The following is a 25,732-nucleotide window of genomic DNA, read 5'->3' on the forward strand; positions in this document are numbered from 1 at the left end:
TTGGCCTGGATGCTACTAATTGGCCACTATCGTGTCCAGTGCTCGCCGACCCCAGCTCTGCGTTCAGTCAAGGCTCTGCTGCAACGCCTCGATAAACACCTCTTCTGCCCGGCTGAAGCGTTGCTCCCTGTTCCACAACAGGTGGATATCCACATCGGCAATCCCTTCCTGCGGCGGCAGCTTCCACAGCAACCCGGCGTCTACATCCGGCGCCACCACATGCTCGGGCAGGCAGCCTATGCCAAACCCGGCAATCACCAGCCGGCGCACTTCTTCAAGGCTTGGTGACGATGCCACGATCCGCCCGGCAAACCCTTGCTGGTCGCGGAAAATGGTCAGTGGCGACAGCATGCCGCCAATCTGGTCACTGGTGAAACTGACGAAGTTCTCCCGCTGCAGGTCGCCTTCGGCCTGGCCGAACAGGGCATGGTGCTTGCCACAGAAGAAGGCATAGCGCTGGCGCAGGAACAGACGCTGCTCCAGCCGTGGCTGCGCACGCCGGTTCAGGCTGAGGCCCGCCGTGGCGGTTTTTTCCTGCAGGGCGGCGACGATGTCGGAGCTGCGCATCACGTCGATCTCCAGCTCCACCCGCGGGTGCTGGCGGTGGAAGTCGGCGAGGAAGTCGTCGAAGCGTTCGTTGACGATACGGCTGATCATCAGCAGGCGTACCTTGCCCACCAGTTCGTCCGCCGGCTGCTCCAGCAAACCGCCAATCTGCGCCATCTGCCCATAGACCTCGCCGGCCAGCTGGAACAGCTGCTCACCCATTTCCGTCAGCACGAAGCGCGGCCCGCGGCGGGCGATGAGCTGGCGGCCAAGCTGTTCTTCAAGGCGCTTGAGCGCCTGGCTCACTGCCGGCTGGGTGAGGTGCAGGCGGGCGGCCGCGCGGCTGATGGACAGCTCCTGGCCGATGACCCGGAAGGTGCGCAGCAGGTTCCAGTCGAGGCGGTCGTTGAGCAGACGGTCGGGCATGGCAGGGCTCGATAATAAGCAAGGCTAATATTTCGAATAATAAATAGAAAATTGACTAATCATAGCCCCGGGCCGATAAATCGCAGGTATCGAGGCCTGCTGAGTCGGTGCTGGCCTCTTCGGGGGCTTGCCCGCTCCCACAGGGTCACCACAAGTTTCGAATGCTGCGCAGTACCTGTGGGAGCGGGCGAGCCCGCGAAGAAGCCAATACCGATTCAACAAGCCAAGCGCCACAAGAGCGCCCCCGTGCCCCTGACAACTCCTGCCAGAACAACAAGCAAAGGAGCCCCCATGAAGCCCACCGCTTCCCCCCAGCCACGCCGTGCTGCCGCCGCCGCGTTCATCGGTACCATGATCGAGTGGTACGACTTCTACATCTACGCCACCGCCGCCGCCCTGGTGTTCGGCGCGCTGTTCTTCCCCTCCGACAACAGCCTGTTCAGCACCATGGCCGCGTTCGGCACCTTCGCCGTCGGCTTCTTCGCCCGGCCGCTGGGTGGCATCGTATTTGGCCACGTGGGCGACCGTATCGGCCGCAAGAAGTCGCTGGTCATCACCTTGCTGATGATGGGCATCGTCACCGTGGGCATCGGCCTGCTGCCGACCTACGCACAAATCGGCGCCAGCGCGCCGGTACTGCTGATCCTGCTGCGCATCGTCCAGGGCATTGCCGTGGGCGGCGAGTGGGGCGGGGCGGTGCTGATGGCCGGTGAGCATGCCCCCAAGGGCCGGCGCAACTTCTTCGCTTCGTTCGCCCAGTTGGGCAGCCCGGCGGGCCTGATCCTGTCGCTGCTGGCCTTCGGCGCGGTCACCCGCCTGCCGGAAGAAGACCTGATGAACTGGGGCTGGCGCGTGCCGTTCCTGGCCAGCGCGCTGTTGCTGCTGGTGGGCCTGGCGATTCGCCTGGGGGTGAATGAGTCGCCCGAGTTCATCGCCAGCCGCGAGCAGGCGGAAAAGGCCCGGCGCAAGGAGCAGGCTCCGGTATTCGAAGTGCTGCGCACGGCCTGGCGCCCGCTGTTGCTGTGCATCGGTGCCAATACCCTGGGTATTGCCGGGGTCTATTTCACCAACACCTTCATGATCAGCTACACCACCCAGCAGCTGCACCTGGAGCGTTCGTTGATCCTGGAGTGCCTGTTCTTCGTGGCGATCATCCAGTTCTGCGTGCAGCCGTTGGCCGCCTGGCTATCGGAAAAGATCGGTGCCACCCGCTTCCTGGCCCTGGTCGCGCTGCTGGCGATGGCCTCGCCTTACCCGATGTTCGTGCTGGTCAGCTCGGGCCAGGGGCCGTTGATCGTGCTCGGCATCGCCCTGGCCGCCGCGTGCATGGCGTCGTTCTATGCGGTGATCGCCGGCTATGTCAGCGGCATGTTCGACACCCGCGTGCGCTACACCGCCATTTCCCTGGCCTACCAGATCTGCGGCGCCATCGCGGGCGGCCTGACCCCGCTGATCGGTACCTGGCTGGCCCACACCTTCACCGGCCAATGGTGGCCGATGGCGGTGTTCTACACCCTGATCGCCACCATCTCGCTGGTCTGCGTGCTCGCCCTGGCGCGCCAGTACGCCCGCAGCCAGCGCCTGGAACTGGCCTGATCGAACCGCTTTTTTCTGGAGTACCCGCACATGTTGAAAAGCAATGGCGAACGCCTGTGGGCGAGCCTGATGGCCATGGCCGAAATTGGCGCTACCGCCCGTGGCGGCAGCTGCCGCCTGGCCCTGAGCGACGAGGACAAGGCTGGCCGTGAACTGTTCAGCCACTGGTGCCGCGAAGCCGGCCTGACGCTGACTGTGGATGCCATCGGCAACCTGTTCGCTCGCCGTGCTGGCAGCGGCCCCGATGCAGCGCCGGTGATGATGGGCAGCCACCTCGACACCCAACCTGAGGGCGGCCGTTTCGATGGCGTCTACGGTGTGCTGGCGGGCCTTGAAGTGGTGCGCCGGCTCAATGACCTGAACATCCAGACACGGAAGCCGCTGGAAATCGCCGTATGGACCAACGAGGAGGGCGCCCGCTTCACCCCGGCCATGTTCGGTTCGGCGGTGTTCACCGGCACCCTGGCACTGGACGAAGCGCTGGCCATTCGCGACGCCGATGGCATCAGCGTCGCCGACGAACTGCAACGCACCGGTTACGCCGGCCGGCGCCCGCTGGGCGGCCAGGTCGATGCCTATTTCGAGGCGCATATCGAGCAAGGCCCGATCCTTGAAGACAACGCCAAGGCCATTGGTGTGGTCAGCGGCGGGCAGGCCATCCGATGGCTCGACGTCACGGTCGAAGGCATGGCCGCGCACGCCGGCACCACGCCGATGCCGCTGCGCAAGGATGCCTTGTACGGCACCGCACGGATGATCCAGGCGGTCGAGCAACTGGCTGCCGATTTTGCCCCCGAAGGCCTGACCACGGTGGGTGAACTGTCCATCGCCAAGTCCTCGCGCAACACCATTCCAGGGCTGCTGCAGTTCACCGTCGACTTGCGTCATCACCGGGATGAAGCCATCGAGGCGATGGAGCGCGACCTGACGTTGAAGCTGCAAGCCATCGCCAATCAGCGCGGGTTGCAGGTGCGTATCGAGCGCCATTGGGTCAGCCCGGCCACACCATTCGATGCCGATTGCGTAGCCGCCGTGCAGCAGGCGGTGGATGGCCTGGGCTATGCCCAGCAGTCGATCGTCAGCGGCGCCGGCCACGACGCCATCCTGCTGGCCCGCTACTGCCCGACCGCCATGGTGTTCATCCCTTGTGTCGGCGGCCTGAGCCACAACGAGGCCGAAGACGTACTGCCCGACGACGCCCGCCAGGGCGCCGATGTACTGCTCAATGCCGTGCTGGCCCGCGCGGGTCGTATCGAACAAGGAGACGCCTGATGCGTTGCTACTTCCACCCCGAACAACTGCTGCACCACCCACGCAGCTATTACTCGCGCGGCGCCATGCGCACCCCGCAGGAAGTCCCCGAACGCGCCCAGCGCCTGCTGCAGGCGGCCAAGGATCTGGGCTTCGACATCCGTCAGCCTGAGGACGCCGGCCTCGAACCGCTCAAGGCAGTGCATGGCGAGGCCTACCTGGCCTTCCTCGAAGAGGCCCATGCGCGCTGGAAGGAAGTGCCCGAGGACTGGGGCGACGAGGTCATGTCCAACATCTTCGTGCGTGAACCCAACGCCCTGCGCGGCATCCTCGCCCAGGCCGGGCGCTACCTGGCTGACGGCAGCTGCCCTGTAGGCGAACACACCTGGCGCTCGGCTTATTGGTCTGCGCAAAGCGCAGTGGCCGGTGCCAAGGCCATTCTCGACGGCGAGCCGGCGGCCTATGCCCTGTGCCGGCCGCCAGGCCACCATGCGCGCTTCGATGCAGCCGGTGGTTTCTGCTACATCAACAATGCCGCTGTCGCTGCCCAGGCCTTGCGCAGCCGCTACAGCCGCGTGGCCATCCTCGATACCGACATGCACCACGGGCAGGGGATTCAGGAAATCTTCTACGACCGCCGGGATGTGCTGTATGTGTCGGTGCATGGCGACCCCACCAACTTCTACCCGGGTGTGGCCGGGTTCGCGGACGAGCGTGGCAGCGGTGCGGGGGAGGGGTACAACCTCAACTTGCCGATGGCGCATGGGGCTAGCGAAGCGGACTTCATGGGCCAGCTGGAGATCGCGCTGGCTGCGGTGAAGGACTTTGGCGCCGAGGTGCTGGTGTTGTCGCTGGGGTTCGATATCTACGAACTCGACCCGCAGAGCAAGGTGGCGGTGACGACTGAAGGGTTTGCGGTATTGGGCGAGCGGATTCGGGCGATGCGCTTGCCGTGCCTGATCGTGCAGGAAGGGGGGTATCACCTGGAGAGCCTGGAGGCGAATGCGCAGGCGTTTTTTGCCGACAAGGCGGACTGGCGATAACGTATTGTCGGGGCTGACGGGTGCTTGCCTTGACAGTTTCAGCGCCTATGAGATCGAGCGCCGCCCGCGCGGCGCTTCGCGGGACAAGCCCGCTCCCACATCTGTTTCGGGCCAATTACTCCTGCGCCAGATGGGTTGCAGCCTTGGGGCATGGCTGAAGATCGATGAAGAGCAGTCGCGCCCCCTCGATATCGAATGGAACAAACAAGGCGGACACAGGTGCCCTCACAGGAGTGACTGGCCCGAAACAGATGTGGGAGCGGGCTTGTCCCGCGAAGCGCCGCGCGGGCGGCGCTCGATCTCATAGGCGCTGAAAGTGTTGTGGCGAACACCCCGCAGCCCCTTACACCCCACCCCGCCGCACATGCTTCACCAACACCTTCTCCAGCAACTCCCACATCGCCGGCTCGGTACTGAACGCCACGTTGAACCGCATCCAGCCGGTCGCCTTGGCATCGACCATGAACAACTGCCCTGGCCCGAGCATGATGCCTTTCTCCAACGCATCATCCAGCAACGCCGCGCTGTCCGGAATCGCCGGGTGGCGGGTCCAGATATACATCCCTTCATCCGACTCGATGAACAGCTCGAAGCCCAACCGATGCAGATGCCGGCCAACTTCCTGGTGCGCCTCGGCCAAACGCTGGCGCAGGCGCTTGAGGTGCTTGCGCCAGCGCCCGTCGATGATCGCGGCATACACCACGCGCTCCATCACCTGCGAAGTGGTGAGGCCAGAGCGCATCTTCAGGTGCAGCAGCTTCTGCATCAGCTCGGGGTTGGCCAGCATGTAGCCGACCCGCACATTGGGCGAAATGCTCTTGGAGTAGCTGCCCACGTACACCACCTGCTGCAGGTGGTCGAGGCTGGCCAGGCACGGCTGCGGTTCGGCGACCATGTCGGCGTACAGGTTGTTTTCCACCAGGCGGAAGCCATGCTGGCTGGCCAGTTGCAGCAGGCGGTGCAGCTGCGGCAGCGGCGTGCGCGAGCAGGTCGGGCTGTGCAGGTGCGGCTGGGTGAAGAACGCAGTGGGGCGGTGATGGGTGAGCAACTGCTCCAGCTGGTTCAGGTCGTAGCCGGCCGGTGTGCGCGGCACGCCGACCAGGGTTGCGCCCTGGGTGCGCAGGATGCTCATCAGGTTGGGGTAGCCGGGGTCGTCCACCAACACCACGTCGCCCGGGCGCACCAGGGTGCGTGCGGCCAGGTCCAGGGCCTGGCTGGCGCCATGGGTGAGCATCAGCTGCGCCGGGTTGGCGACGATCGACAGTTCTTGCTGCAGGTTCTGTGCGGTCAGTGCTCGCAGCTCCATCAGGCCCATGGGGTCGCCGTAGCCCGACAGCTCCAGCGGGCTGCCGGCCACCTGGCGCAGGCCGCGGCGCAGGCCGTCTTCGTACATCCAGTCGTTGGGCAGCCAGCCGCAGCCAGGCTTGAACGGCAGCTGGCGGATTTCGAAGATCTGCTGCAGGTACCACTCGGAGTTGAACGTTGGTCGACTGGTGTCGGCCTCGGCGTTGTGCGGGTCGAGCAATTCGCCCGCCGCGCGGTTGACGAAGAACCCCGCATTGCCCCGGCTCACCAGCAGGCCCTGGGCGACCAGACGGTCGTAGGCCTCGACCACGGTGAAGGTGCTCACCGAATAGCTCGCGGCAAAGGCGCGGATCGAGGGGACCTTGGCGCCTGGCTTGAGGGTCTGGTTGTCGATCAACTCGCGCAGCCCGTCGATGATCTGGTTCACCAGCGGGGTCGAGGAGTCTGGATGTAATTCGAACATTCGGGGCCTTCAGGGTGCGTATCGCCCGGCGTTTGCAAGGTGTATTGCATGGGCGACCTGTACAGTGCAGTGCGAGTTTCATGCCACTGTGCATGGCTCTCTGCGTCGGACATTTTTACATTAGGTGTCAGATATCGCCACCTAAAGCATGTTCAGTTCGCCCCAGGCGCCTGCCCTGGGGCGCGTCAGCAGGCCGCCATGGAGGGCCTGCGTGTGTTCGCTCACACCATCCTGCGCGCATTAGCACTGATGTACGTGAAACCGCCAGCCATCGGGGTTTCACAGTTTTCCTTGGATAAAAAGAAGCACGGGGTACACAACTGATGGACGCAACATCCACAACCACCACCGCGAAAAGCGGGCACGAGAGCAAGCTCAGTGCCTCGCTCAAGTCGCGCCACCTGACGATGATGTCGATCGCCGGGGTTATCGGCGGCGCCTTGTTCGTCGGTTCCGGCAGCGTGATTCACAGCGCCGGCCCAGCCGCGGTGCTGGCCTACCTGGCAGGCGGCATCCTGGTGGTACTGATCATGCGCATGCTGGGTGAAATGGCGACTTCCTCGCCAGACACCGGTTCGTTCTCCACCTACGCCGATCGCGCCATCGGCCGTTGGGCCGGTTTCACCATCGGCTGGCTGTACTGGTGGTACTGGGTCATCCTCATGGCCTGGGAAGCTTATGTGGCGGGCAAGATCCTGCATGGTTTCTTCCCCGACGTCAGTGTCAACGTGTTCGTGCTGGCCACGACCCTGTTGCTGATCACCGTCAACTTCTTCAACGTCAAGCACTACGGTGAGTTCGAGTTCTGGTTCGCCTTGATCAAGGTGATCGCGATCGTCTGCTTCCTGATCGTGTGTACCGCTGCCGTGCTGAACATCTGGCAGTTCGGTGAAGTGCGTGGCATCAGCCACCTCACCGCCGAAGGCTTCATGCCCAATGGCATCACCACCGTGATCGGTGCCTTGCTCGGGGTGATGTTCGCCTTCCTCGGCGCGGAAATCGTCACCATCGCCGCTTCCGAAGCCAAGGACCCGGCCGCGCAGATCGTCAAGGCGACCAACTCGGTGGTCTGGCGTGTGTGCCTGTTCTACGTGGGTTCGATCTTCCTGATCGTCTGCCTGGTACCGTGGAACGATCCGCACCTGGGCGTTTCCGGCTATGGCGCCTACCGTCGCACCCTGGAACTGCTGGGCGTGCCGTATGCCGAGCTGCTGATGAACTTCGTGGTGCTGACCTCGGTGAGCAGCTGCCTGATCTCGGGCCACTACACCGCTTCGCGCATGCTGTTCTCCCTGGCCCAGCGTGGCGACGCGCCGTCGTTCTTCAAGATCACCCGCGCCGGCACCGGTGTACCGGTGTACGCGATCATGGGTTCGTGCGCCGTGGCCGTGGTGTGTGCGCTGATCAACTTCAGCGAGACCCTGCGCCCGAAAGACGTGCTGGAAACCCTGATGAACACCACCGGCATGATTGCCCTGCTGGTGTACCTGGTGATTGCCTTCTCGCAGCTGCGCATGCGCCGCAAGCTGATTGCCGAAGGCAAGGAAGTACGCCTGAAGATGTGGCTGTTCCCGTGGTTGACCTACCTGGTGATCGCGTTCATCGTGGCCGCCCTGGTGACCATGGCCTTCATGCCTGACTACCAGATCCTGGTGATTTCCACCGGTATCGCCGCGGCAATCGTGGTGGCGATGGGTGTGGTGCACCAGATCCGCACTGGCAAGCAGCACTAAGCGTCACTCGCTTCTCGAAACGGCCGGCTCCCTCAGGGACCCGGCCGTTTTGCGTTGTTGGGCCAGTTCCGGCTTGTGCACCGTTGTAGGAGCGGCCTTGTGTCGCGATCGGGCCGCAAAGCGGCCCCAGATTTCTCGATTGCTGCGACTATCGCTGGGGCCGCCTTGCGGCCCGATCGCGACACAAGGCCGCTCCTACAGGGATCGCGCCGCCTGTTACATGGCATATGCTGAACACATCGCCCGCCCAAAGGAGCTTCACATGGCCTGGTCCGCCACCCAGTACTCGCTGTTCGAAGACGAGCGTACCCGCGCCGTGCGCGATCTGCTCGCCGCTGTGCCACCACGCCCGGTACGACACGCCACCGACCTGGGCTGTGGCCCTGGCAATTCCACCGAGGTGCTGCTGCAACGTTACCCGGATGCCCAGGTGACGGCCCTGGACAGTGACCCGGACATGATCGAAAAGGCCCGCGAGCGCAAACGGCTGTGCATCCCCCGGGTGCGCACTGTCGTCGCTGACATTGCCGGCTGGTCCGCCCCCGAGCCGCAGGACCTGATCCTGGCCAATGCCTCGTTACAGTGGGTGCCCGACCACGCCTCGCTGTACCCGCACCTGGTGCGCCAGCTGAGCGAAGGTGCCAGCCTGGCTGTGCAGACCCCGGACAACCTCGACGAGCCGGCCCACCGGCAACTGCGCGAAATCGCCAGCCAGGGCCCCTGGGCGGCGAAGTTCGCTGATTTCCAGCTGCCGCCACGGCACAACACGGCGTTCTACTACGACCTGCTCAGCCCGCTGTGTGCACGGGTGGATGTGTGGCGCACCACCTACCACCACCCGTTGGCCGGTGGCGCGGAAGCCGTGGTGGAATGGTTCAAGGGTTCGGCCTTGCGTCCGTACCTGGGGCGGTTGGAGGAGCAGGAGCAGGCGGATTTCCTGCAGATGTACCTGCAGGCGATGCAGCGCGACTACCCGCCGGCCACCGATGGCAAGGTGCTGTTGCCGTTCCCGCGGCTGTTCGTGATCGCTACCCGCTAGGGCGGCGCCAGCGCCAGGCCACGTAGCTGTAGATGCCGAGGTTGAGCAGCAGCACGAAAGTGCCCAGCAGCAGCTGGATGTGCGGTGTCAGCCCGGCGGGGTAGATCAACGGCCAGATATAGTGCTCGACGAAGCCGCCCTGGTAGCCCGCGTCACCAGCCGCGCTGCGCATGCGGTTTTCCCAGGTGGTCAGCGGGCAGCCCAGGTGCAGGCATTCCACCGCCAGGCCCCAGGCCAGCGCCGGCAGGTGCAGCAGCAGGGCAGGGCGCCAACGCAGTACCAGCAGGCCGCCGAACAGCACCAGCAGGATGAAGAGCAGGTGCAGCAGGACCAGGGTGTCGGCGGCAAGGCGGTAGAGCATGGGTTGTGTGCCGAGGGTTGAGGTTATCCCAGCATAGTTGGGTTGCCTGTACCGGCCTCTTCGCGGGCTTGCCCGCTCCCACAGGCACTGCACAGCATTCAAAACCTGTGGTGATCCTGTAGGAGCGGGCGAGCCCGCGAAGAGGCCGGCACAGGCTTACAACCCGTCCTCCACCATCTGCAGGAAGGTCGCCACCACCCGCCGCGTGCGCTGCTCGCTCAGGCACACCAGTGTCTCGGTCAGGTGCCGCTGGCAATCGACGATCGGCAACGCGCACACCCGCGCATCCGCACCAAACTCCGCCGCCGACACCACCCCCACACCAATCCCCACCACCACCGCTTCCCGCGCCGCTTCCCGGCCTTCCACCTGGATCGCCGGGCGAATCCGCAGCCCGGCCCGTTGCATTTCTTCTTCCAGCGTCTGCCGCGTCACCGACCCGGGCTCGCGCAGCACCAGCGGCGTATCGTCCAGGTCCGCCAGGCTGATCGCGCCGCGGCTGGCCCATGGGTGCTGGTGCGAGACAAACGCCACCATCGGGTCGCGGCGCAGCGGCAGGCAGTGCAGCCGCTCATCGTCGACGTCCCGCCCCAGCAGTGCCAGGTCGGCCTGGTAGCTGAACAGCCGGGCCAGCGACTCGTCGGTGTTGCCGGTCTCGATCTTCACCTGGATGCCCGGGTAGCGCTGGCAGAAGCGGGCGATCTGCGGCAGCACGTGCACCGGCGCATCCACCGCCAGCACCAGGCTGCCGGTGTGCAGCGCACGCGAATCCTGCAGCAGTTCATGGGCCTCGGCCTCGCAGGCGAACAGGCGCTGGCTGATGCCCAGCAGGCGCTCGCCGAGGTCGGTGAGCTGCACCGAACGCTTGTTGCGGTGGAACAGCAAGACGCCGAAGCGCTCCTCCAGTTTGCGCACCTGGTCCGACACCGCGGGCTGGGTAAGAAACAGCTTTTCGGCGGCGCGGGTAAAGCTGCCGTGAACGGCCACGGCATGGAAGGCCTTGAGTTGTGCGTGGGAAACCGACATGACGACCTCAGTAACAAGCTGGGCTTATGTGTGAAATACGATAAATCGATTTTATTTATCTTAGCGCAACTGTTTCCATGCATGTCAGCCCGACGCTGGTACCACAAGTGCCGCCAGGGCCATGGCACCCACACGGCGCCATCTGACCCGATGACAGCCTCGTCATCGCTGTGCGTAACACAAGAACAAGACAGGCGTTTCTTCACATTCTGCCGGCACACTCAAGCAAGAGGTCAGACTTACATGAACCAATCCCTAGCCGCGTTCAAACGCTGGCGTATCCAGATTTTCGCCATTACCTGGCTGGCCTACGCCGCCTTCTACTTCACCCGCAAGGCCTTCTCGGTGGCCAAGCTGGGCATCGCTGAAGACCCCAACTTCATGCTCGACAAGGCCGCCATGGCCAACCTCGACGCCATCTACCTGGCCGCCTACGCCGTGGGCCAGTTCACCTGGGGCATGCTCGCCGACCGCTTTGGCCCACGCGTGGTGGTGCTCGGCGGCCTGTTGATTTCTGCTGTTGCGGCGGTGGTGATGGGCAGTTACGCCACCTTCCCGATCTTCGCCACCTGCATGCTGGTGCAGGGCCTGGCGCAATCCACCGGCTGGGCCGGGTTGTGCAAGAACATCGGCAGCTTCTTCCCGGCGTCGCAGCGTGGGCGGGTGCTGGGCCTGTGGAGCTCCTGCTATGCCTTCGGCGGCCTGGTGGCCTCGCCGTTCGCCGGCTGGTGGGCCTATACCCTGGTCGGTACCTGGCACGCGGCGTTCTTCTCCAGTGCCGCGGTGGTGGCGCTGGTGGCCGTGCTGTTCTTCTTCCTGCAGCGCAACAAGCCTGAAGACGTCGGCCTGCCGGCGGTGGAGCCCGAGCCGCAGAGCATGGCCCCGGCCGGCAACCTGTGCAGCGTGTGGGCGCCGCTGAAGGAGATCATGCGCAACCGCACGGTGCTGACCCTGGGGCTGGCGTACTTCCTGTTGAAGCCGGCGCGCTACGCCATCCTGCTGTGGGGGCCGGTGATCGTCTTCGAGCAGATGCCCTCGGTGGGCAAGGTGGGGGCAGCGATCATCCCGACAGCCTTCGAACTGGCCGGGCTGCTCGGCCCGATCATCATCGGCCTGGCCTCCGACAAGCTGTTCGGCGCCCGGCGCATGCCGGCCTGTGTCATCAGCCTGGTGTTGCTGACCGTGGCGTTGGCGGCGTTCATGGCGGCCATGCACACCGGCAGTGTGATGCTGGTGGTGACCCTGCTGTTCGTCATGGGCCTGACCCTGTACGGGCCGGACTCGATGATCAGCGGCGCTGCGGCCATCGACTTCGGCACTGCCAAGGCCGGCGCCACCGCAGCAGGCTTCGTCAACGGCTGTGGCTCGGTGGGGGCGGTGCTGGGCGGGCTGCTGCCGGGGTACTTCGATGGTGTCACGGTGTTCATCGTGTTCGCCGGCTGCGCGCTGTTCTCGGCGCTGGTACTGCTGCCGCACTGGAACAGCCGCCCGGCCAGCGCTGCGCAAAGCGCCGACGTGGCACCGAATACCAGCATGGCAATCAAGCCACTGCGTACCTGAAAGGAAAGCGAGCGAATGAGACCCTTCTGGCTGCAACAGGCCCTGGATTCGGCGCAAGAGGCGGTGTGCCCGCCGCTGCAAGGCGATGCCCGTTGCGATGTGTGCATCGTCGGTGGCGGCTATACCGGCCTGTGGACCGCGCTGATGCTCAAGGAAGCGGTGCCGGCCCTGGATATCGTGCTGATCGAGGCCGATATCTGCGGTGCCGGTGCCAGTGGCCGCAATGGTGGCTGTGCGTTGTCCTGGTCGGCCAAGTACTTCACCCTCGAGCGGCTGTTCGGGGTGGCCGAGGCGGTGCGCCTGGTGCGTGAGTCGGAGCGCAGCATCGGTGAGATCGGCGCGTTCTGCGCGGCCAATGGCATCGACTGCGACTACCGCCTGGACGGCACGCTGTACACCGCCACCAACGCCGCCCAGGTCGGCGCCACCGACGCGGTGATCGCCGCGCTGGAGCAAAAGGGGATCAATTCGTTTCGCCGCCTGCCGCTGCAGCAGGTGCAGCGCCTGGCGGGTTCGGCGCGGCACCTGGAAGGCTGGTTCTCGCCGGCCGCGGCCACGGTGCAGCCGGGCAAGCTGGTGCGCGGCCTGCGCCGGGTGGCCTTGCAGCGCGGCGTGCGCATCCATGAGGGCACCGCCATGACCGGCCTGGAGCACGGCGCCCCGGTGCAGGTGCGCACGGCCCATGGCACGGTGCGCGCCGACCGCGTGGTATTTGGCCTGAATGCCTGGATGGCGCGGGCTTTCCCGCAGTTCGAGCGCAGCGTGGCGATTGTTTCCAGCGACATGGTGATCACCGAACCTTGCCCCGAGCTGTTGCACCAGGTCGGCCTGGACAGCGGCATCAGCGTGCTCGATTCGCGGATATTCGTGCATTACTACCACAACACCTCCGATGGTCGGCTGATGCTCGGCAAGGGCGGCAATACCTTCGCCTATGGCGGGCGCATGCTGCCGGTGTTCGACCAGCCGTCGCCGTACCGGCCGCTGCTGCGTGAAAGCCTGGGCGGGTTTTTCCCGGCGCTGGCCGAGGTGCCGCTGGCGGCGAGCTGGAACGGGCCGTCCGACCGCTCGGTCACCGGTTTGCCGTTCTTTGGCCGGCTGGACGGGCAGGGCAACGTGTTCTACGGCTTTGGTTACTCCGGCAGCGGCGTCGGGCCGTGCCACATGGGCGGGCAGATTCTGTCGTCGCTGGCGCTGGGGCTGGACAACCCATGGACCCGTTCGCCGCTGGTCAAGGGGCCGCTGGGGCTGTTCCCGCCCGAGCCGATTCGCTACCTGGGCTCGCTGATGGTGCGCAATGCCATCCGCCGCAAGGAGCGGGCCGAGGACCGTGGGCTGCGGCCGCGCAGGCTGGATGTGCGCCTGGCGCGGTTTGCCGCGGCGGCGGGCAAGGCCGATAAAGGCTGATATTTTGGGGGCGCTTCGCACCCCTGTCGCGACACAAGGCCGCTCCTACAGGGGGACGCGCGAGCCCAGATTGGCGCGCTTCTTCTGTAGGAGCGGCCTTGTGTCGCGATAGGGTCGCGAAGCGGCCCCAGCGATTTCTTGTCGAACACAGGCCAGAGGGCGTATAAACTGCACCCACTTTTGGCCGGTCGCTTCCTGAACCGGCCGCTGAAACAAGAGAGTCGACATGGGCGCACAGTGGAAAGCCAAACATAAAGAAGCCGCGGCCAACGCCAAAGGCAAGATCATGGGCAAGCTGTCCAAAGAGATCCAGATCGCCGCCAAGTCCGGCGCCGACCCGGACATGAACCCACGCCTGCGCCTGGCCATCGAGCAGGCCAAGAAGGCCTCGATGACCCGCGAGACCCTGGAGCGCGCAATCCGCAAGGGCGCGGGCCTGGACGGCGATGCCGTGCAGTACTCGGCGGTAAGCTACGAAGGTTTCGCCCCGCACCAGGTACCGCTGATCGTCGAGTGCCTGACCGACAACGTCAACCGCACCGTCGCGCAAATCCGCGTGCTGTTCCGCAAGGGCCAGCTGGGTGCCAGTGGTTCGGTGGCCTGGGACTTCAACCATGTCGGCCTGATCGAAGCCACCCCGAGCGGCGACGCCGACCCGGAAATGGCGGCCATCGAAGCCGGCGCCCAGGACTTCGAGGAAGGCGACGAAGAGGGTTCGACCCTGTTCATCACCGACACCACCGACCTGGACGCGGTGCAGAAGGCCCTGCCGGACCATGGCTTCACCGTGACCTCGGCGAAGATCGGCTACACCCCGAAGAACCCGGTGAGCGCGGCAACCCTGAGTGCCGAGGCGCTGGCCGAGGTGGAAGCGTTCCTCGAAGCCATCGACGAGAACGATGACGTGCAGAACGTTTATGTTGGTCTGACTGACTGATCTGCTTCTCTGGGGCCGCTTTGCGGCCCATCGCGACACAAGGCCGCTCCTACAGGGGAACGCATGACCCATGTAGGAGCGGCCTTGTGTCGCGAAACGAGGGCAAAGCCCTCGCCAGCGGTCTGGAGCCGAACCCCGATGAACCCCGCTTTCGCCTCCCTCAGCCTCGCCCACCTGCGCACCCTCGACCACCTGCTGCAGCTGAAGAACCTCAGCCACGCCGCCGAGCGCCTGGGCGTCAGCCAGTCCGCCCTCAGCCGCCAGTTGGCCCACCTGCGCGAAGCCTTCGACGACCCCTTGCTGGTACGCCAAGGCCGCGGTTACGTGCTCAGCGAACACGCCGAAGCCCTGGTCGAACCCCTGCGCCAGGTTCTCGAAGAGCTGCACGCCCTGCGCCAGCCCGCGGTGTTCGACCCGGCGCGCTGCGAGCGGCGTTTCTGCCTGGCCGCTTCGGACTACGTGGCCGAGCACATGCTGCCGCTGCTGGTGGCGGCGCTGGAGCGCGAAGCGCCGGGTGTATCGCTGGAGTACCGCACCTGGCAGGCCGGCCAGTACGCCTTGCTGGCCAGCGGCGAGATCGACCTGGCCACCACCTTGTTCGACGAGTCGCCACCCAACCTGCACGGGCGGCTGTTGGGTGAGGACCGCGCGGTGTGCCTGATGCGCCACGACCACCCGCTGGCCGCCCGTGGCGCGCTCAGCCAGGCCGACTACCTGGCGCACAAGCATGTGCGTATTTCCGGTGGAGGCGACAAGGACAGCTTCATCGACCGCCACTTGCGCGCCCAGGGCCTGCAACGGCGGGTCAGTTTGGAAGTGCCGTTCTTCTCTGCCACCGTGCAGGTGATCGCCAACAGCCAGGCGCTGGCCACCGTGCCCGAGCACATCGCCCGGCAGCTGTGCCGCCTGCATGACCTGGCCTGGCGGCCGCTGGGCTTCATCGACCACAGCCAGCGCTACTGGGTGGTGTGGCACCAGCGCCTGCAGGCCTCGGCCGAACACCGCTGGTTGCGCAACCGGGTGTTCGAGTTGTGGCGCCAGTCGCAGTTCGGTGTGCAGGGCGGGCATGCGGGTTTGCCATAGCAGGTATGCGCGAGGCGGGGTTATTCACTTCGGGATAGGTGCCTAGACTGGGGCATTGTGTTGCCTGTACCGGCCTCTTCGCGGGCACGCCCGCTCCCACAGGTACTGCATCGCTCTCAAGCCTGGTGCAATACCTGTGGGAGCGGGCGTGCCCGCGAAGAGGCCAGCACAGGCAGCGAAAAACCCACAGGAGACCCCAGGTGACCCCCGAACAATTCCGCCAGTACGGCCACCAACTGATCGACCTGATCGCCGACTACCGCCAGTCCGTCGGCGAGCGCCCGGTCATGGCCCAGGTCGAGCCCGGCTATCTCAAGGCCGCCTTGCCCGCTCAGGCCCCCCGGCAAGGCGAACCTTTCGCAGCGATCCTCGACGACGTCAACCAGTTGGTCATGCCCGGCCTGTCCCATTGGCAGCACCCGGACTTCTACGGTTACTTCCCCTCCAACGGCACCCTGTCGTCGGTCCTCGGTGACTTCCTCAGCACTGGCCTGGGCGTGCTGGGCCTGTCCTGGCAGTCCAGCCCGGCCCTGAGCGAGCTGGAGGAAACCACCCTCGACTGGCTGCGTCAGCTGCTCGGCCTGTCTGACCAATGGAGCGGGGTGATCCAGGACACTGCATCCACCAGCACCCTGGTGGCGCTGATTTGCGCACGGGAACGCGCCAGCGACTACGCACTGGTACGCGGCGGCCTGCAAGCCCAGGCCAGGCCGCTGATCGTCTATGTCAGCGCCCATGCCCACAGCTCGGTGGACAAGGCTGCATTGTTGGCCGGTTTCGGTCGCGACAACATCCGCCTGATCCCGACCGACGAACGCTATGCCCTGCGCCCGGAAGCACTGCAGGCGGCGATCGAGCAGGACCTGGCCGCCGGCAACCAGCCCTGCGCCGTGGTCGCGACCACCGGCACCACCGCTACCACGGCCCTCGACCCGCTGCGGCCGATCGGCGAGATCGCCCAGGCCCACGGCCTGTGGCTGCACGTGGACTCGGCCATGGCCGGCTCGGCGATGATCCTGCCGGAATGCCGCTGGATGTGGGACGGCATCGAGCTGGCCGATTCGCTGGTGGTCAACGCGCACAAGTGGCTGGGCGTGGCCTTCGATTGCTCGATCTACTACGTGCGCGACCCGCAGCACCTGATCCGGGTCATGAGCACCAACCCCAGCTACCTGCAGTCGGCGGTGGATGGCGAGGTGAAGAACCTGCGTGACTGGGGTATCCCGCTGGGCCGCCGGTTCCGTGCGTTGAAGCTGTGGTTCATGCTGCGCAGCGAGGGGGTCGAGGCGTTGCAGGCACGGCTGCGGCGTGACCTGGACAATGCCCAGTGGCTGGCCGGGCAAATCGGCGCGGCGGCGGAGTGGGAGGTGCTGGCGCCGGTGCAGTTGCAGACGTTGTGCATTCGCCATCGGCCGACGGGGCTGGAAGGGGAGGCGCTGGATGCGCATACCAAGGGGTGGGCCGAGCGGCTGAATGCGTCCGGGGATGCCTACGTGACACCGGCGACGCTGGATGGGCGGTGGATGGTGCGGGTGTCAATTGGCGCATTGCCGACTGAGCGGGAGCATGTCGAACAGCTCTGGGCGCGCCTGCAGGAAGTGGTCAAGGGCTGAAACTGCCGGGGCCGCGTTGCGGCCCATTCGCGGGCATGCCCGCGAATGGGCTGCAGAGCAGCCCCCTGCAATCTGTCAGTGGCTCACTGCCTGAAAGCTCCCTTTACGGCTAGCCTCATACGCGGTCTTGTCCATCGGCTTGGCATCGGGGTTGCCAAGGTCTTCCATCGCCAGGCGATGGGTTTCCGGGGCGATGTACGCTGCCAGGGCACACACGCAGGTGATGAAGAACGCCAGGCCACCGACCACCAGCGGGATGTTGTCCGAACCAGGCGGGGCAACCAGAGCGAACAGTGCCGGCAGCATGGCGGTCAGCATGGTGCCGATGTTCTGCGCGATGGCCATGGCCGAAACACGGTAGCGGGTGTGGAACAGCTCTGGGTAGAAGCTTGGGAACACCGCGTTGTAACCCTGGTAAACCATGCCCCACATCACGATCGACGAGGCGAACGCCAGCGGTACGTTCTGGATGCTGATCGCATACAGGTAGACGAAGGCCAGCAGGCCCGAGCCGAGGCAACCGGCGATCATGGTCGGGCGACGGCCGATCTTGTCGGACAGGTTGCCGACAAACGGAATCACCAGCACCGCGACGATGTTGCCGACTACCGGAATCCACAGGTACACGCTCTTGTCGAAGCCGATGCCATAGGCCGGCTGCACCGCGTAGGCCGCGCCGAAGATGGTGGCGACCACCGGGATCACGTTCATCAGGGCCATGAACATCACCAGTACCATGTGCTTCCAGCTGTGGCGGAAGGCCTCGCTGATCGGCGACTTGGCGACTTTGTCCTGCTTCTCTTCCTTCACGAACGCCGGGGTTTCGTGCACTTCCTTGCGAATGATGAAACCGGCGATCAGCACGATGGCGCTCATCAGGAATGGAATGCGCCAGCCCCAGTCGTTGAAGGCTTCGCTCGGCATGAAGTAGGCCAGTGGCAGGAACACTGCCGCCGCCAACACCTGGCCGGCCTGCACGCCTTGCAGGGTGAAGCTGGCGTAGTAGCCCCGTCGACCGAATGGCGCATGCTCCATGATCATCGAACTGGCACCGGAGATTTCCCCGGCCACGGCAAAGCCCTGGATCAGGCGCAGCACCACCAGCAAGGCCGGGGCGAGCAGGCCGATGTCGTGGTAGGTGGGCAGCAGGCCCACGGCCATGGTCGACAGGCCCATCAGGAACATGCACAGCAGCAGTACGTTCTTGCGGCCGCGGGTGTCACCCCAGTGGCCCAGCACGAAGGCGCCGACCGGGCGCGCCAGGTAACCCACGCCGTAGGTGGCCAGCGAGGCAATGATGGCCATTTTCGGGTCGGTGTTGGGGAAGAAGATCTGCGGGAAAATCAGCGCAGCGGCCTGGGCGTAGATGAAGAAGTCGTAGTACTCGAGTGCCGAGCCTATCCATCCACTGGCGGTCGCTTTCTTGGCTTGAGAGCTGGAGTGAGCCATCGTTGTCTCCGTTGTTATTGTTGTTTGCACAGGTTCCGCCGGAGATTCGCCAAGGCAGGAGGCGAGGGTCGGTGTGCCTGCGTCTGTGGTTCATGTTGACCACGGGCCAGTGGGCTGGCAATTCGCTAAAACCGGTTTTGTGCGATAATCGAACGCAAAACTAACCATTCCGTACAAAGAGATTGAAGCGACGACTTTACCTGCGAATAATCGATCGTGCCAGGAACTGTGGTCCTGATTTTCCAGGCCCGGCCCAATCGCCGGCAAGCCAGCTCCCACAAGGTATGCGCCAATCCTGTGGGAGCTGGCTTGCCAGGCGATTGGGCCGGTACAGGCAGCCCTGGCCTCAACCCTCTAACAACAAGGAACTCCCGCCATGCAGCGTTCGATCGCTACCGTGTCCTTGAGCGGCACCCTGCCGGAAAAGCTCGAAGCCATCGCCGCCGCCGGTTTTGACGGCGTCGAGATCTTCGAAAACGACCTGCTCTATTACGCCGGCAGCCCGCGCCAGGTACGGCAGATGTGCGCCGACCTGGGTATTGCCATCACCCTGTTCCAGCCGTTCCGCGATTTCGAGGGCTGCCGCCGCGACCGCCTGCAGAAAAACCTCGACCGCGCCGAGCGCAAGTTCGACCTGATGCAGGAACTAGGCACCGACCTGGTGCTGGTGTGCAGCAACGTCCAGGCCGATGCCCTGGGCGAAGAGCAATTGCTGGTTGACGACTTGCGCCTGCTGGCCGAGCACGCTGGCAAACGCGGCCTGCGCATTGGCTACGAAGCGCTGGCCTGGGGCCGCCACGTCAACACCTACCAGCAAGTCTGGAACCTGGTGCGCCAGGCCGACCACCCGGCCCTCGGGGTGATCCTCGACAGCTTCCACACCTTGTCGCTCAAGGGCGACCCGAGCGCGATCCGCGACATCCCCGGCGACAAGATCTTCTTCGTGCAAATGGCCGACGCGCCGATCCTGGCCATGGATGTGCTGGAGTGGAGCCGCCACTTCCGCTGCTTCCCGGGGCAGGGCGAGATGGACATGGCCGGTTTCCTGGCGCCAATTCTTGCCACTGGCTACCGCGGGCCGCTGTCGCTGGAAATCTTCAACGACGGCTTCCGCGCCGCACCGCCCCGGCAGAATGCCGCCGACGGCCTGCGTTCGCTGCTGTACCTCGAAGAGCACACCCGCCTGCGCCTGGAGCAGGAAGGTACTTCGATCGAGCCCGGTGTGCTGTTCACCCCACCGGCGGCCAGTGCCTATGACGGCGTGGAGTTCCTCGAATTCGCAGTCGACGAAGCCGTTGGCGCGCGCCTGGGCAGCTGGCTGAAGCGCCTGGGCTTTGCCGATGCCGGCAAGCACCGCAGCAAAGAGGTGCAGTTGCTGCGCCAGGGCGATATCAACATTGTGCTGAACGCCGAACCCTATTCCTTCGGCCACAACTTCTTCGAGGCCCACGGGCCGTCGCTGTGCGCCACCGCGCTGCGGGTCAAGGACCAGCAAGCCGCCCTGAAGCGCGCCACCGCCTTCCGTGGCCAGCCGTTCCGTGGCCTGGTCGGGCCCAACGAGTGCGAAGTGCCGGCGGTACGAGCGCCAGATGGCAGCCTGCTGTACCTGGTGGAGCAGGGCACTGCCGGCCAGACCCTGTACGACACCGACTTCAGCCTGGACAAGAATGCCACGGCCACCGGCGGCCTGCGCCGTATCGACCACATGGCCCTGGCCCTGCCGGCCGAGTCGCTGGACAGCTGGGTGCTGTTCTACAAGAGCCTGTTCGATTTCGCTGCCGACGACGAAGTGGTGCTGCCGGACCCTTATGGCCTGGTCAAGAGCCGCGCCCTGCGCAGCCAGTGCGGCACCCTGCGCCTGCCGCTGAACATCTCGGAAAACCGCAACACCGCCATCGCCCATGCGCTGTCCAGCTACCGTGGCTCGGGCGTGCACCACATCGCTTTCGATTGCGACGACATCTTCCGCGAAGTGGCGCGGGCCAAACTGGCTGGGGTACCGCTGCTGGAGATCCCGCTGAACTACTACGACGACCTGGCGGCGCGTTTCGATTTCGACGACGAGTTCCTCAGCGAACTGGCGTACTACAACGTGTTGTACGACCGCGATGCCCAGGGCGGCGAGCTGTTCCACGTGTACACCGAGCCGTTCGAAGAGCGTTTCTTCTTCGAGATCATCCAGCGCAAGGGAGGGTACGCCGGTTACGGTGCGGCCAACGTTGCGGTGCGCCTGGCAGCCATGGCCAAGGCCCGCAGCGGGGCGGCGCGCAAGCCGGTCCTCTGAGCCCGGCGCGGTCCCTGTAGGAGCGGCCTTGTGTCGCGATGGGCCGCAAGGCGGCCCCAGGATTTCAGCAGCACCGCATGAATCTTGGGGCCGCTTTGCGGCCCATCGCGACACAAGGCCGCTCCTACACCGACCGCGTATGCTTCAAGGGCGTTCGGCCACCAACAGCAGCGACTGCGGCAGCGCACTCTGCGGGTGCTGTGGCTCCTGCAGGCTGACCAGCCGCAACCCCGCCATGTCCAGCGCGCTCAGCCAGCTGGCCAGGGTACGGAAGTACCACGGCATCACCTGCCAATCCCCGGCGAACCCGGCAAACGCCTCCTCCCGCCAGCCATCCTGGTAATCCCCATCCGCCACGCTCCACGGGTGCAGGGTCTGGATCACCAGCGCACCGCCGGGCGCCAGCAACGCATTCATCGCCGCCAGCAGTGGGATGATGTCTTGCTGCAACAGGGCGAAGTTGGCGCAGATCAGGTCATAGTCCTTGCCAACATAGGCCTGCCCGGCGGCCAGCTGTGCATAGCTGGCCAGGTGCACCTCGGCGGAACCTGCAGCACGCGCGGCATCCACCAGCGCCCGGTCTCCATCCACACCTACCGCCTCGACACCCCGGTCGGCCAGCGCGCGCAGCAGCCAGCCTTCACCACAGCCCAGGTCGAGCACCCGTTCGGGCTGGCGGCCAAGAATGGCCAGCAGGATGGCCTGGTCGGTGACCTGGCGACGGCTCTCGATACTGCCGCTGCGCACCGCATCGATTCAGGCCTGGGCGTTGTGCTGCCAGCTGTCGAGCAAGGCGTCTTCAGGGTTGCGCATGGTCATCTCCGTCGTGCTGGTTTCCGCTGGCGGCCGCCAAAGCGCTCAGCCGGCTGCAGCGCGCTGTCGCTTGATCCGGTACATATCGCCATCAGCATGGCGCAGCAGCATGTCGGCATCGTTGCCGTCCTCGGGGAAACGGGCCACGCCAATGCTGCAGGATGGCGCATCGATGCCCGCAAATTCGGCGCCGAGTGGCTCGGCCATGGTGGCCAGGATGCGTGCCACCTGCTCGGCGATGGCCTCTGGCGACACGTAGTCGGTCAGCAGCACGGTGAACTCGTCACCACCCATCCGCGCCACTGTATCGGTCGCACCTACGCAGCCTTCCAGGCGCCGGGCCAGGGTGCACAGCACCCGGTCACCCACGCTGTGGCCATGGTTGTCGTTGATGTCCTTGAAGTCATTGATATCGATGAACAGCAACGCCAGCGGGTGGTTGTGGTGCCGGGCCGCGGCAAGGGCTGTGTCCAGCCGCTCATTGAACATGGCCCGGTTGGCCAGGCGGGTGAGTGGGTCGTGGTGGGCCAGGAAGCGCAGTTCCTCCTCGGCCTGGCATTGGGCGGTGACATCCCGCGCCACACCGATGCGGGCATCGGCCTCATCGGACCAGCAGGCTGCCCACAGAATATGCACGATACCGCCATCCTTGCGGATGTAGCGGTTGCGGAAGTCGTAGTGGGATTGGCCGTTCATCACCCGGACGATCGATGCGCGGGTGATCGCCAGGTCGTCAGGGTGCATGTAGTCGGTGATCGGGGTGCCGATCAGTTCGCAGGCCCGGTAGCCCAGCAGCGCCTCGCAGGCATCGCTGACGAAAACGATCTGGTTGTCCCGGTCGACCACGAACACCGTGTCCAGCATCAGGTGGATCAGCCTGGGGTATAACGCTTGGAGGTCTACGGGCATGGGGCAGGGCGTCCGCGGCGGGGTGACCGATCATAGCCTGAAGAGGAGAGGCGCAGCTATGGGGGCAGCGAGGGTTGTACGGTTCGTTGTAGGAGCGGCCTTGTGTCGCGATCGGGCCGCAAAGCGGCCCCGGCAATTTGTCCTGCGTAGCTGAAATCCGGGGGCCGCTCCGCGGCCCGATCGCGACACAAGGCCGCTCCTACAAGGGCCGTTGCCATCAGTTACTCACCACCAGTTCCGGCCCGAGGTAATCGTTGATCTGCTGGATATCGTCATCCCCCAGGCTGCCCACCGACGATGCCAGGCGCAGCCGCGACATCAGGTAGTTCAGCTTCGCCTCGAACAGGTCATGCCGGGCGTCAAACAGCAACTCCTCGGCATTGAGCACATCCGAGTTGGTGCTGGTGCCGCCTTCCCTGAAACCCTTGCGGGCCGAAAGCAGCGAGCGTTCGTTGGACGCTACGGCCTTTTCCAGCGCCTGAATGCGCAAGGCGCCACTCTGCACGCCGCGGTACTCGCGGGTGGTGCCGGAGATCACTTCCTCGCGCGTGGCGTCCAGTTCATCCAGGGCCTTGGAACTGTTGGCGCTGGCCTGGCGGGTGAGGGCGCTGGTGCTGCCGCCGCTGTACAACGGAATGTTCAGCTCCAGCCCGATCGAGCTGTAGTGATTGCGCTGGTTCAGTTCGGAAATCGACTGGCTGCTGCCGGCGGTATAGCCCGCCACGAAATCCAGGGTCGGCCAGTGCCCGGCGCGGGCGCGTTTCACTTCTTCTTCGGCCAGCTCGTAGTTGTGCCGGCGCGCATGAATCAACGGGCTGTCGGCCTGGGCCTTGACCAGCCAGTCCTGCAGGTTGCCCGGCATCAGCGGCGGGGTGCTGAAGCCCGGCTGCAAGGTGGTCAGCGACTCCGGCGTTTCGCCGATGTATTCCTCCAGCTTGCGGCGGGCGTTGACCAGGTTGTCCTGGGCCTCGATCAGGTCGGCCTCGGCCAGGTCGCGACGGGCTACCGACTCGTCGATGTCGGTGATGGTGCCGGCACCTAGCTCCATGCGCCGCCTCGCCGACGCCAGCTGCTCTTCGAAGGCATTCAGCTTGGCCTTGGCCAGGGTGATGGTTTCGCTGGCCAGCAGCACGTCGAAGTAGGCGTCGGCCAGCCGGACCGCAGCGTCCTGGGTCTTGGCATCGAACACCGCCACGCTGTAGTCGGCACGCTGCTGGCCCTGGCGGTACTCGGCCATCTTCTGCTTGTTGAACAGCGGTTGGCGCAGCCGCACGTTGGCACCCTTGGAGTCATAGTCCAGGTCGCTGTCCCGGCCATTCTGCCGCTGGCTGCCATTGACCTTGTTGAAGTAGCCCGCAGCATTGATCTGCGGCAGCAGGCCGGCCTCGCCGATGGCGCGGTTCTCGCTGCCGGCTTCTTTCTCGTGCACCGCGGCGCGGTAGATCGGGCCCTGATACTGCAGCAGGTCCCAGGCTTGCTTCAGGTCCATGGCACTGGCCTGTACGGACAACCCCAGCAGGCACAACATCAGGCACGGGCGTTTCATGTCATTGCTCCTTGAACGAGGCGTCCACGCGCTCGAGCATCGGCTTGAGCAGGTAGCTGAGCAGGTTGCGCTCGCCGGTCTTGATGGTGACGGTGGCCGGCATGCCGGGGCGGATGTGGTTGCTGCCCAGCAAGCCCATGCCGCCCTGCGTCACTTCCACCTGGGCCAGGTAGTACGGCTGCTTGCTTTCTTCGTCCATCAGGCGGTCGGCGGAAATGGTCATGACCCGCCCGGGGATGTTCGGTGTCTTGGCATGGTTGAAGGCCGGGAAGGCCAGGTCCACGTCCAGGCCGGGCACCATCTTGTCGATGGCCTGCACCGGGATCATCGCATCGACCTGCAACGGCTGGTCGAGCGGCACCACCTCCATGATCTTGGCCCCAGGCTGGATGATGCCGCCGACCGTGGCGATGCTCAGTGCCTGGACCATGCCGTCGATCGGCGAGCGGATCACCGTGTGGGTCACTTCGTAGTCCAGCGCGCGCAGGCGATCGGCCAGGGTGGTGTTCTCCTTGGCGGTATCGGTCAGTTGCGATTCCACTTCCTTGAGGTAGTCGTGCTGGCGTTGCAGGATGCGCAGCTTGATCTCGGTGGCCTGGCTGCGCGCCCGGGCAATGTTGTTGAGGTTTTCGGCCTGGCCGGCGGACAGGTCGGCGTTGTTGCGCTCCAGCTCCAGCAGGCGGTTGCGTGGCACATAGCCTTCGGCGGCCAGCACGCGTGTGCCTTGCAGTTCCTGGTTGAGGAAGCCGATCTGCGAGGCGCGGGCGCCGTACACCTGCTGCAGGCCCTTGAGCTGCACCGCCGTGGCGGCCAAATTTTCCTCGAGGATGCTCAGTTCACCGGCAAGGCCCGCGCGGCGTGTATCCAGCAGGCGCTGTTGCAGGTCCATGGCTGCCAGCAGGCGCGGGTCGCTGCCGTAGTGCTTGAGCAGGGCAGGGTCGAAGGTGACTGTGTCGCGGCCGTCGCGCTCGGCTTCCAGGCGGTTTTCCACGGTCTTGCTGACGATGTACTGGGCACTGACCGCGCCCTGTTCGGCCACCGCGCGCAGGGCGTCCAGGCGTACCACCTCCTGGCCTTTCTTCACCACATCGCCTTCGCGCACCAGGATCGCCTCGACCGTGCCGCCGGTCAGGTGCTGCACTGCCTTGCGGTTGCTGGTGACCTTGACCGTGCCAGTGGCGACCACGCCGGCGTCCAGTGGCGCCAGGCACGACCACAGCAGGAAGCCGCCAAAGCCGGCGATGACCAGCCATACGCCCCAGCGTGCCGGCCGCCCCGCGTCCAGGTCGATCAGGTTGCGGGCCTCGGCAGGAATCAATTCGGTGTGTTGGGTCATCTGCAT

General features: G+C 65.2%; 20 protein-coding genes. 11 read left to right on the plus strand and 9 right to left on the minus strand.

The window, feature by feature from the left end; all coding sequences use genetic code 11:
* Window positions 1–63 precede the first annotated feature (63 nt).
* Entirely contained in the window at window positions 64–972 is a 909-nt protein-coding gene (locus C163_RS09805) for a LysR family transcriptional regulator (protein ID WP_025338597.1), read from the minus strand.
* A gap of 291 nt (window positions 973–1,263) precedes the next feature.
* Between C163_RS09805 and C163_RS09810 the strand changes: the two genes are divergently transcribed.
* The 3 genes from C163_RS09810 to C163_RS09820 are packed head-to-tail and all read left to right on the plus strand — an operon-like array spanning window position 1,264 to window position 4,862.
* Window positions 1,264–2,568 carry an MFS transporter gene (locus C163_RS09810; RefSeq protein ID WP_025338598.1) on the plus strand — a complete coding sequence of 435 codons (1,305 nt, stop codon included), beginning with the start codon at window positions 1,264–1,266 and terminating at the stop codon, window positions 2,566–2,568.
* A gap of 30 nt (window positions 2,569–2,598) precedes the next feature.
* Window positions 2,599–3,840 carry a Zn-dependent hydrolase gene (locus C163_RS09815; protein WP_025338599.1) on the plus strand — a complete coding sequence of 414 codons (1,242 nt, stop codon included), beginning with the start codon at window positions 2,599–2,601 and terminating at the stop codon, window positions 3,838–3,840.
* On the plus strand, window positions 3,840–4,862 hold the full coding sequence (locus C163_RS09820; RefSeq protein WP_013972048.1) for a histone deacetylase family protein: 1,023 nt from the start codon (window positions 3,840–3,842) through the stop codon (window positions 4,860–4,862). Before C163_RS09815 ends, C163_RS09820 begins: the two co-directional genes overlap by 1 nt.
* Before the next feature lie 343 nt (window positions 4,863–5,205).
* Here the strand turns inward: C163_RS09820 and C163_RS09825 are convergent, their stop codons facing one another.
* Window positions 5,206–6,630 (minus strand): PLP-dependent aminotransferase family protein, encoded by a 1,425-nt coding sequence (locus tag C163_RS09825; protein WP_015269943.1) that lies wholly within the window; start codon window positions 6,628–6,630, stop codon window positions 5,206–5,208.
* A 323-nt stretch (window positions 6,631–6,953) separates the two neighbouring features.
* Between C163_RS09825 and C163_RS09830 the strand changes: the two genes are divergently transcribed.
* Both C163_RS09830 and tam read left to right on the plus strand, forming a co-directional pair.
* Window positions 6,954–8,363: an amino acid permease gene (locus tag C163_RS09830; protein ID WP_025338600.1), complete on the plus strand. Its 1,410-nt coding sequence runs from the start codon at window positions 6,954–6,956 to the stop codon at window positions 8,361–8,363.
* A gap of 262 nt (window positions 8,364–8,625) precedes the next feature.
* The gene (tam, locus tag C163_RS09835) at window positions 8,626–9,402 is read left to right on the plus strand and encodes a trans-aconitate 2-methyltransferase (protein WP_025338601.1); all 777 of its coding nucleotides are present in this window, start codon (window positions 8,626–8,628) and stop codon (window positions 9,400–9,402) included.
* On the opposite strand, the gene C163_RS09840 is transcribed toward tam, so the two are convergent.
* Window positions 9,392–9,763 carry a DUF2784 domain-containing protein gene (locus C163_RS09840; protein ID WP_025338602.1) on the minus strand — a complete coding sequence of 124 codons (372 nt, stop codon included), beginning with the start codon at window positions 9,761–9,763 and terminating at the stop codon, window positions 9,392–9,394. The two genes, tam and C163_RS09840, sit on opposite strands and share 11 nt — an antisense overlap.
* A 156-nt stretch (window positions 9,764–9,919) precedes the next feature.
* Window positions 9,920–10,789 carry a LysR substrate-binding domain-containing protein gene (locus C163_RS09845; protein ID WP_025338603.1) on the minus strand — a complete coding sequence of 290 codons (870 nt, stop codon included), beginning with the start codon at window positions 10,787–10,789 and terminating at the stop codon, window positions 9,920–9,922.
* A 243-nt stretch (window positions 10,790–11,032) separates the two neighbouring features.
* Between C163_RS09845 and C163_RS09850 the strand changes: the two genes are divergently transcribed.
* The 5 genes from C163_RS09850 (at window position 11,033) to C163_RS09870 (ending at window position 17,389) form a co-directional block, all read left to right on the plus strand.
* Window positions 11,033–12,349, plus strand: a complete 1,317-nt coding sequence (locus C163_RS09850; RefSeq protein ID WP_025338604.1) for an MFS transporter — start codon at window positions 11,033–11,035, stop codon at window positions 12,347–12,349.
* Window positions 12,350–12,364: 15 nt separating this feature from the next.
* The gene (locus C163_RS09855; protein WP_025338605.1) at window positions 12,365–13,756 is read left to right on the plus strand and encodes an FAD-dependent oxidoreductase; all 1,392 of its coding nucleotides are present in this window, start codon (window positions 12,365–12,367) and stop codon (window positions 13,754–13,756) included.
* 226 nt (window positions 13,757–13,982) lie between these two features.
* Window positions 13,983–14,693: a YebC/PmpR family DNA-binding transcriptional regulator gene (locus C163_RS09860; RefSeq protein WP_025338606.1), complete on the plus strand. Its 711-nt coding sequence runs from the start codon at window positions 13,983–13,985 to the stop codon at window positions 14,691–14,693.
* 138 nt (window positions 14,694–14,831) lie between these two features.
* Entirely contained in the window at window positions 14,832–15,776 is a 945-nt protein-coding gene (locus C163_RS09865; RefSeq protein ID WP_025338607.1) for a LysR family transcriptional regulator, read from the plus strand.
* 200 nt (window positions 15,777–15,976) lie between these two features.
* Window positions 15,977–17,389, plus strand: coding sequence for a DOPA decarboxylase (locus C163_RS09870; RefSeq protein ID WP_025338608.1), 1,413 nt, complete (start codon window positions 15,977–15,979; stop codon window positions 17,387–17,389).
* Between the two features lie 75 nt (window positions 17,390–17,464).
* On the opposite strand, the gene C163_RS09875 is transcribed toward C163_RS09870, so the two are convergent.
* Window positions 17,465–18,838: an MFS transporter gene (locus C163_RS09875; RefSeq protein WP_025338609.1), complete on the minus strand. Its 1,374-nt coding sequence runs from the start codon at window positions 18,836–18,838 to the stop codon at window positions 17,465–17,467.
* A 376-nt stretch (window positions 18,839–19,214) separates the two neighbouring features.
* Here C163_RS09875 and quiC point away from each other — a divergent pair, with 376 nt between their 5' ends.
* Window positions 19,215–21,122, plus strand: coding sequence for a 3-dehydroshikimate dehydratase QuiC (quiC, locus tag C163_RS09880; RefSeq protein ID WP_025338610.1), 1,908 nt, complete (start codon window positions 19,215–19,217; stop codon window positions 21,120–21,122).
* Between the two features lie 144 nt (window positions 21,123–21,266).
* Here quiC and C163_RS09885 read toward each other — a convergent pair whose 3' ends face one another.
* The 4 genes from C163_RS09885 to C163_RS09900 form a co-directional block, all read right to left on the minus strand.
* Window positions 21,267–21,878 carry a bifunctional 2-polyprenyl-6-hydroxyphenol methylase/3-demethylubiquinol 3-O-methyltransferase UbiG gene (locus tag C163_RS09885; protein ID WP_256220408.1) on the minus strand — a complete coding sequence of 204 codons (612 nt, stop codon included), beginning with the start codon at window positions 21,876–21,878 and terminating at the stop codon, window positions 21,267–21,269.
* Between the two features lie 102 nt (window positions 21,879–21,980).
* Complete coding sequence (locus C163_RS09890; protein WP_025338611.1) at window positions 21,981–22,844, minus strand: sensor domain-containing diguanylate cyclase; 864 nt, start codon at window positions 22,842–22,844, stop codon at window positions 21,981–21,983.
* 217 nt (window positions 22,845–23,061) lie between these two features.
* Window positions 23,062–24,390, minus strand: coding sequence for a TolC family outer membrane protein (locus C163_RS09895; protein ID WP_025338612.1), 1,329 nt, complete (start codon window positions 24,388–24,390; stop codon window positions 23,062–23,064).
* Window position 24,391: 1 nt separating this feature from the next.
* Window positions 24,392–25,732, minus strand: coding sequence for an HlyD family type I secretion periplasmic adaptor subunit (locus C163_RS09900; protein ID WP_025338613.1), 1,341 nt, complete (start codon window positions 25,730–25,732; stop codon window positions 24,392–24,394).

Source organism: Pseudomonas sp. FGI182 (genome assembly GCF_000511325.1).
GTDB classification, from domain to species: domain Bacteria; phylum Pseudomonadota; class Gammaproteobacteria; order Pseudomonadales; family Pseudomonadaceae; genus Aquipseudomonas; species Aquipseudomonas putida_Z.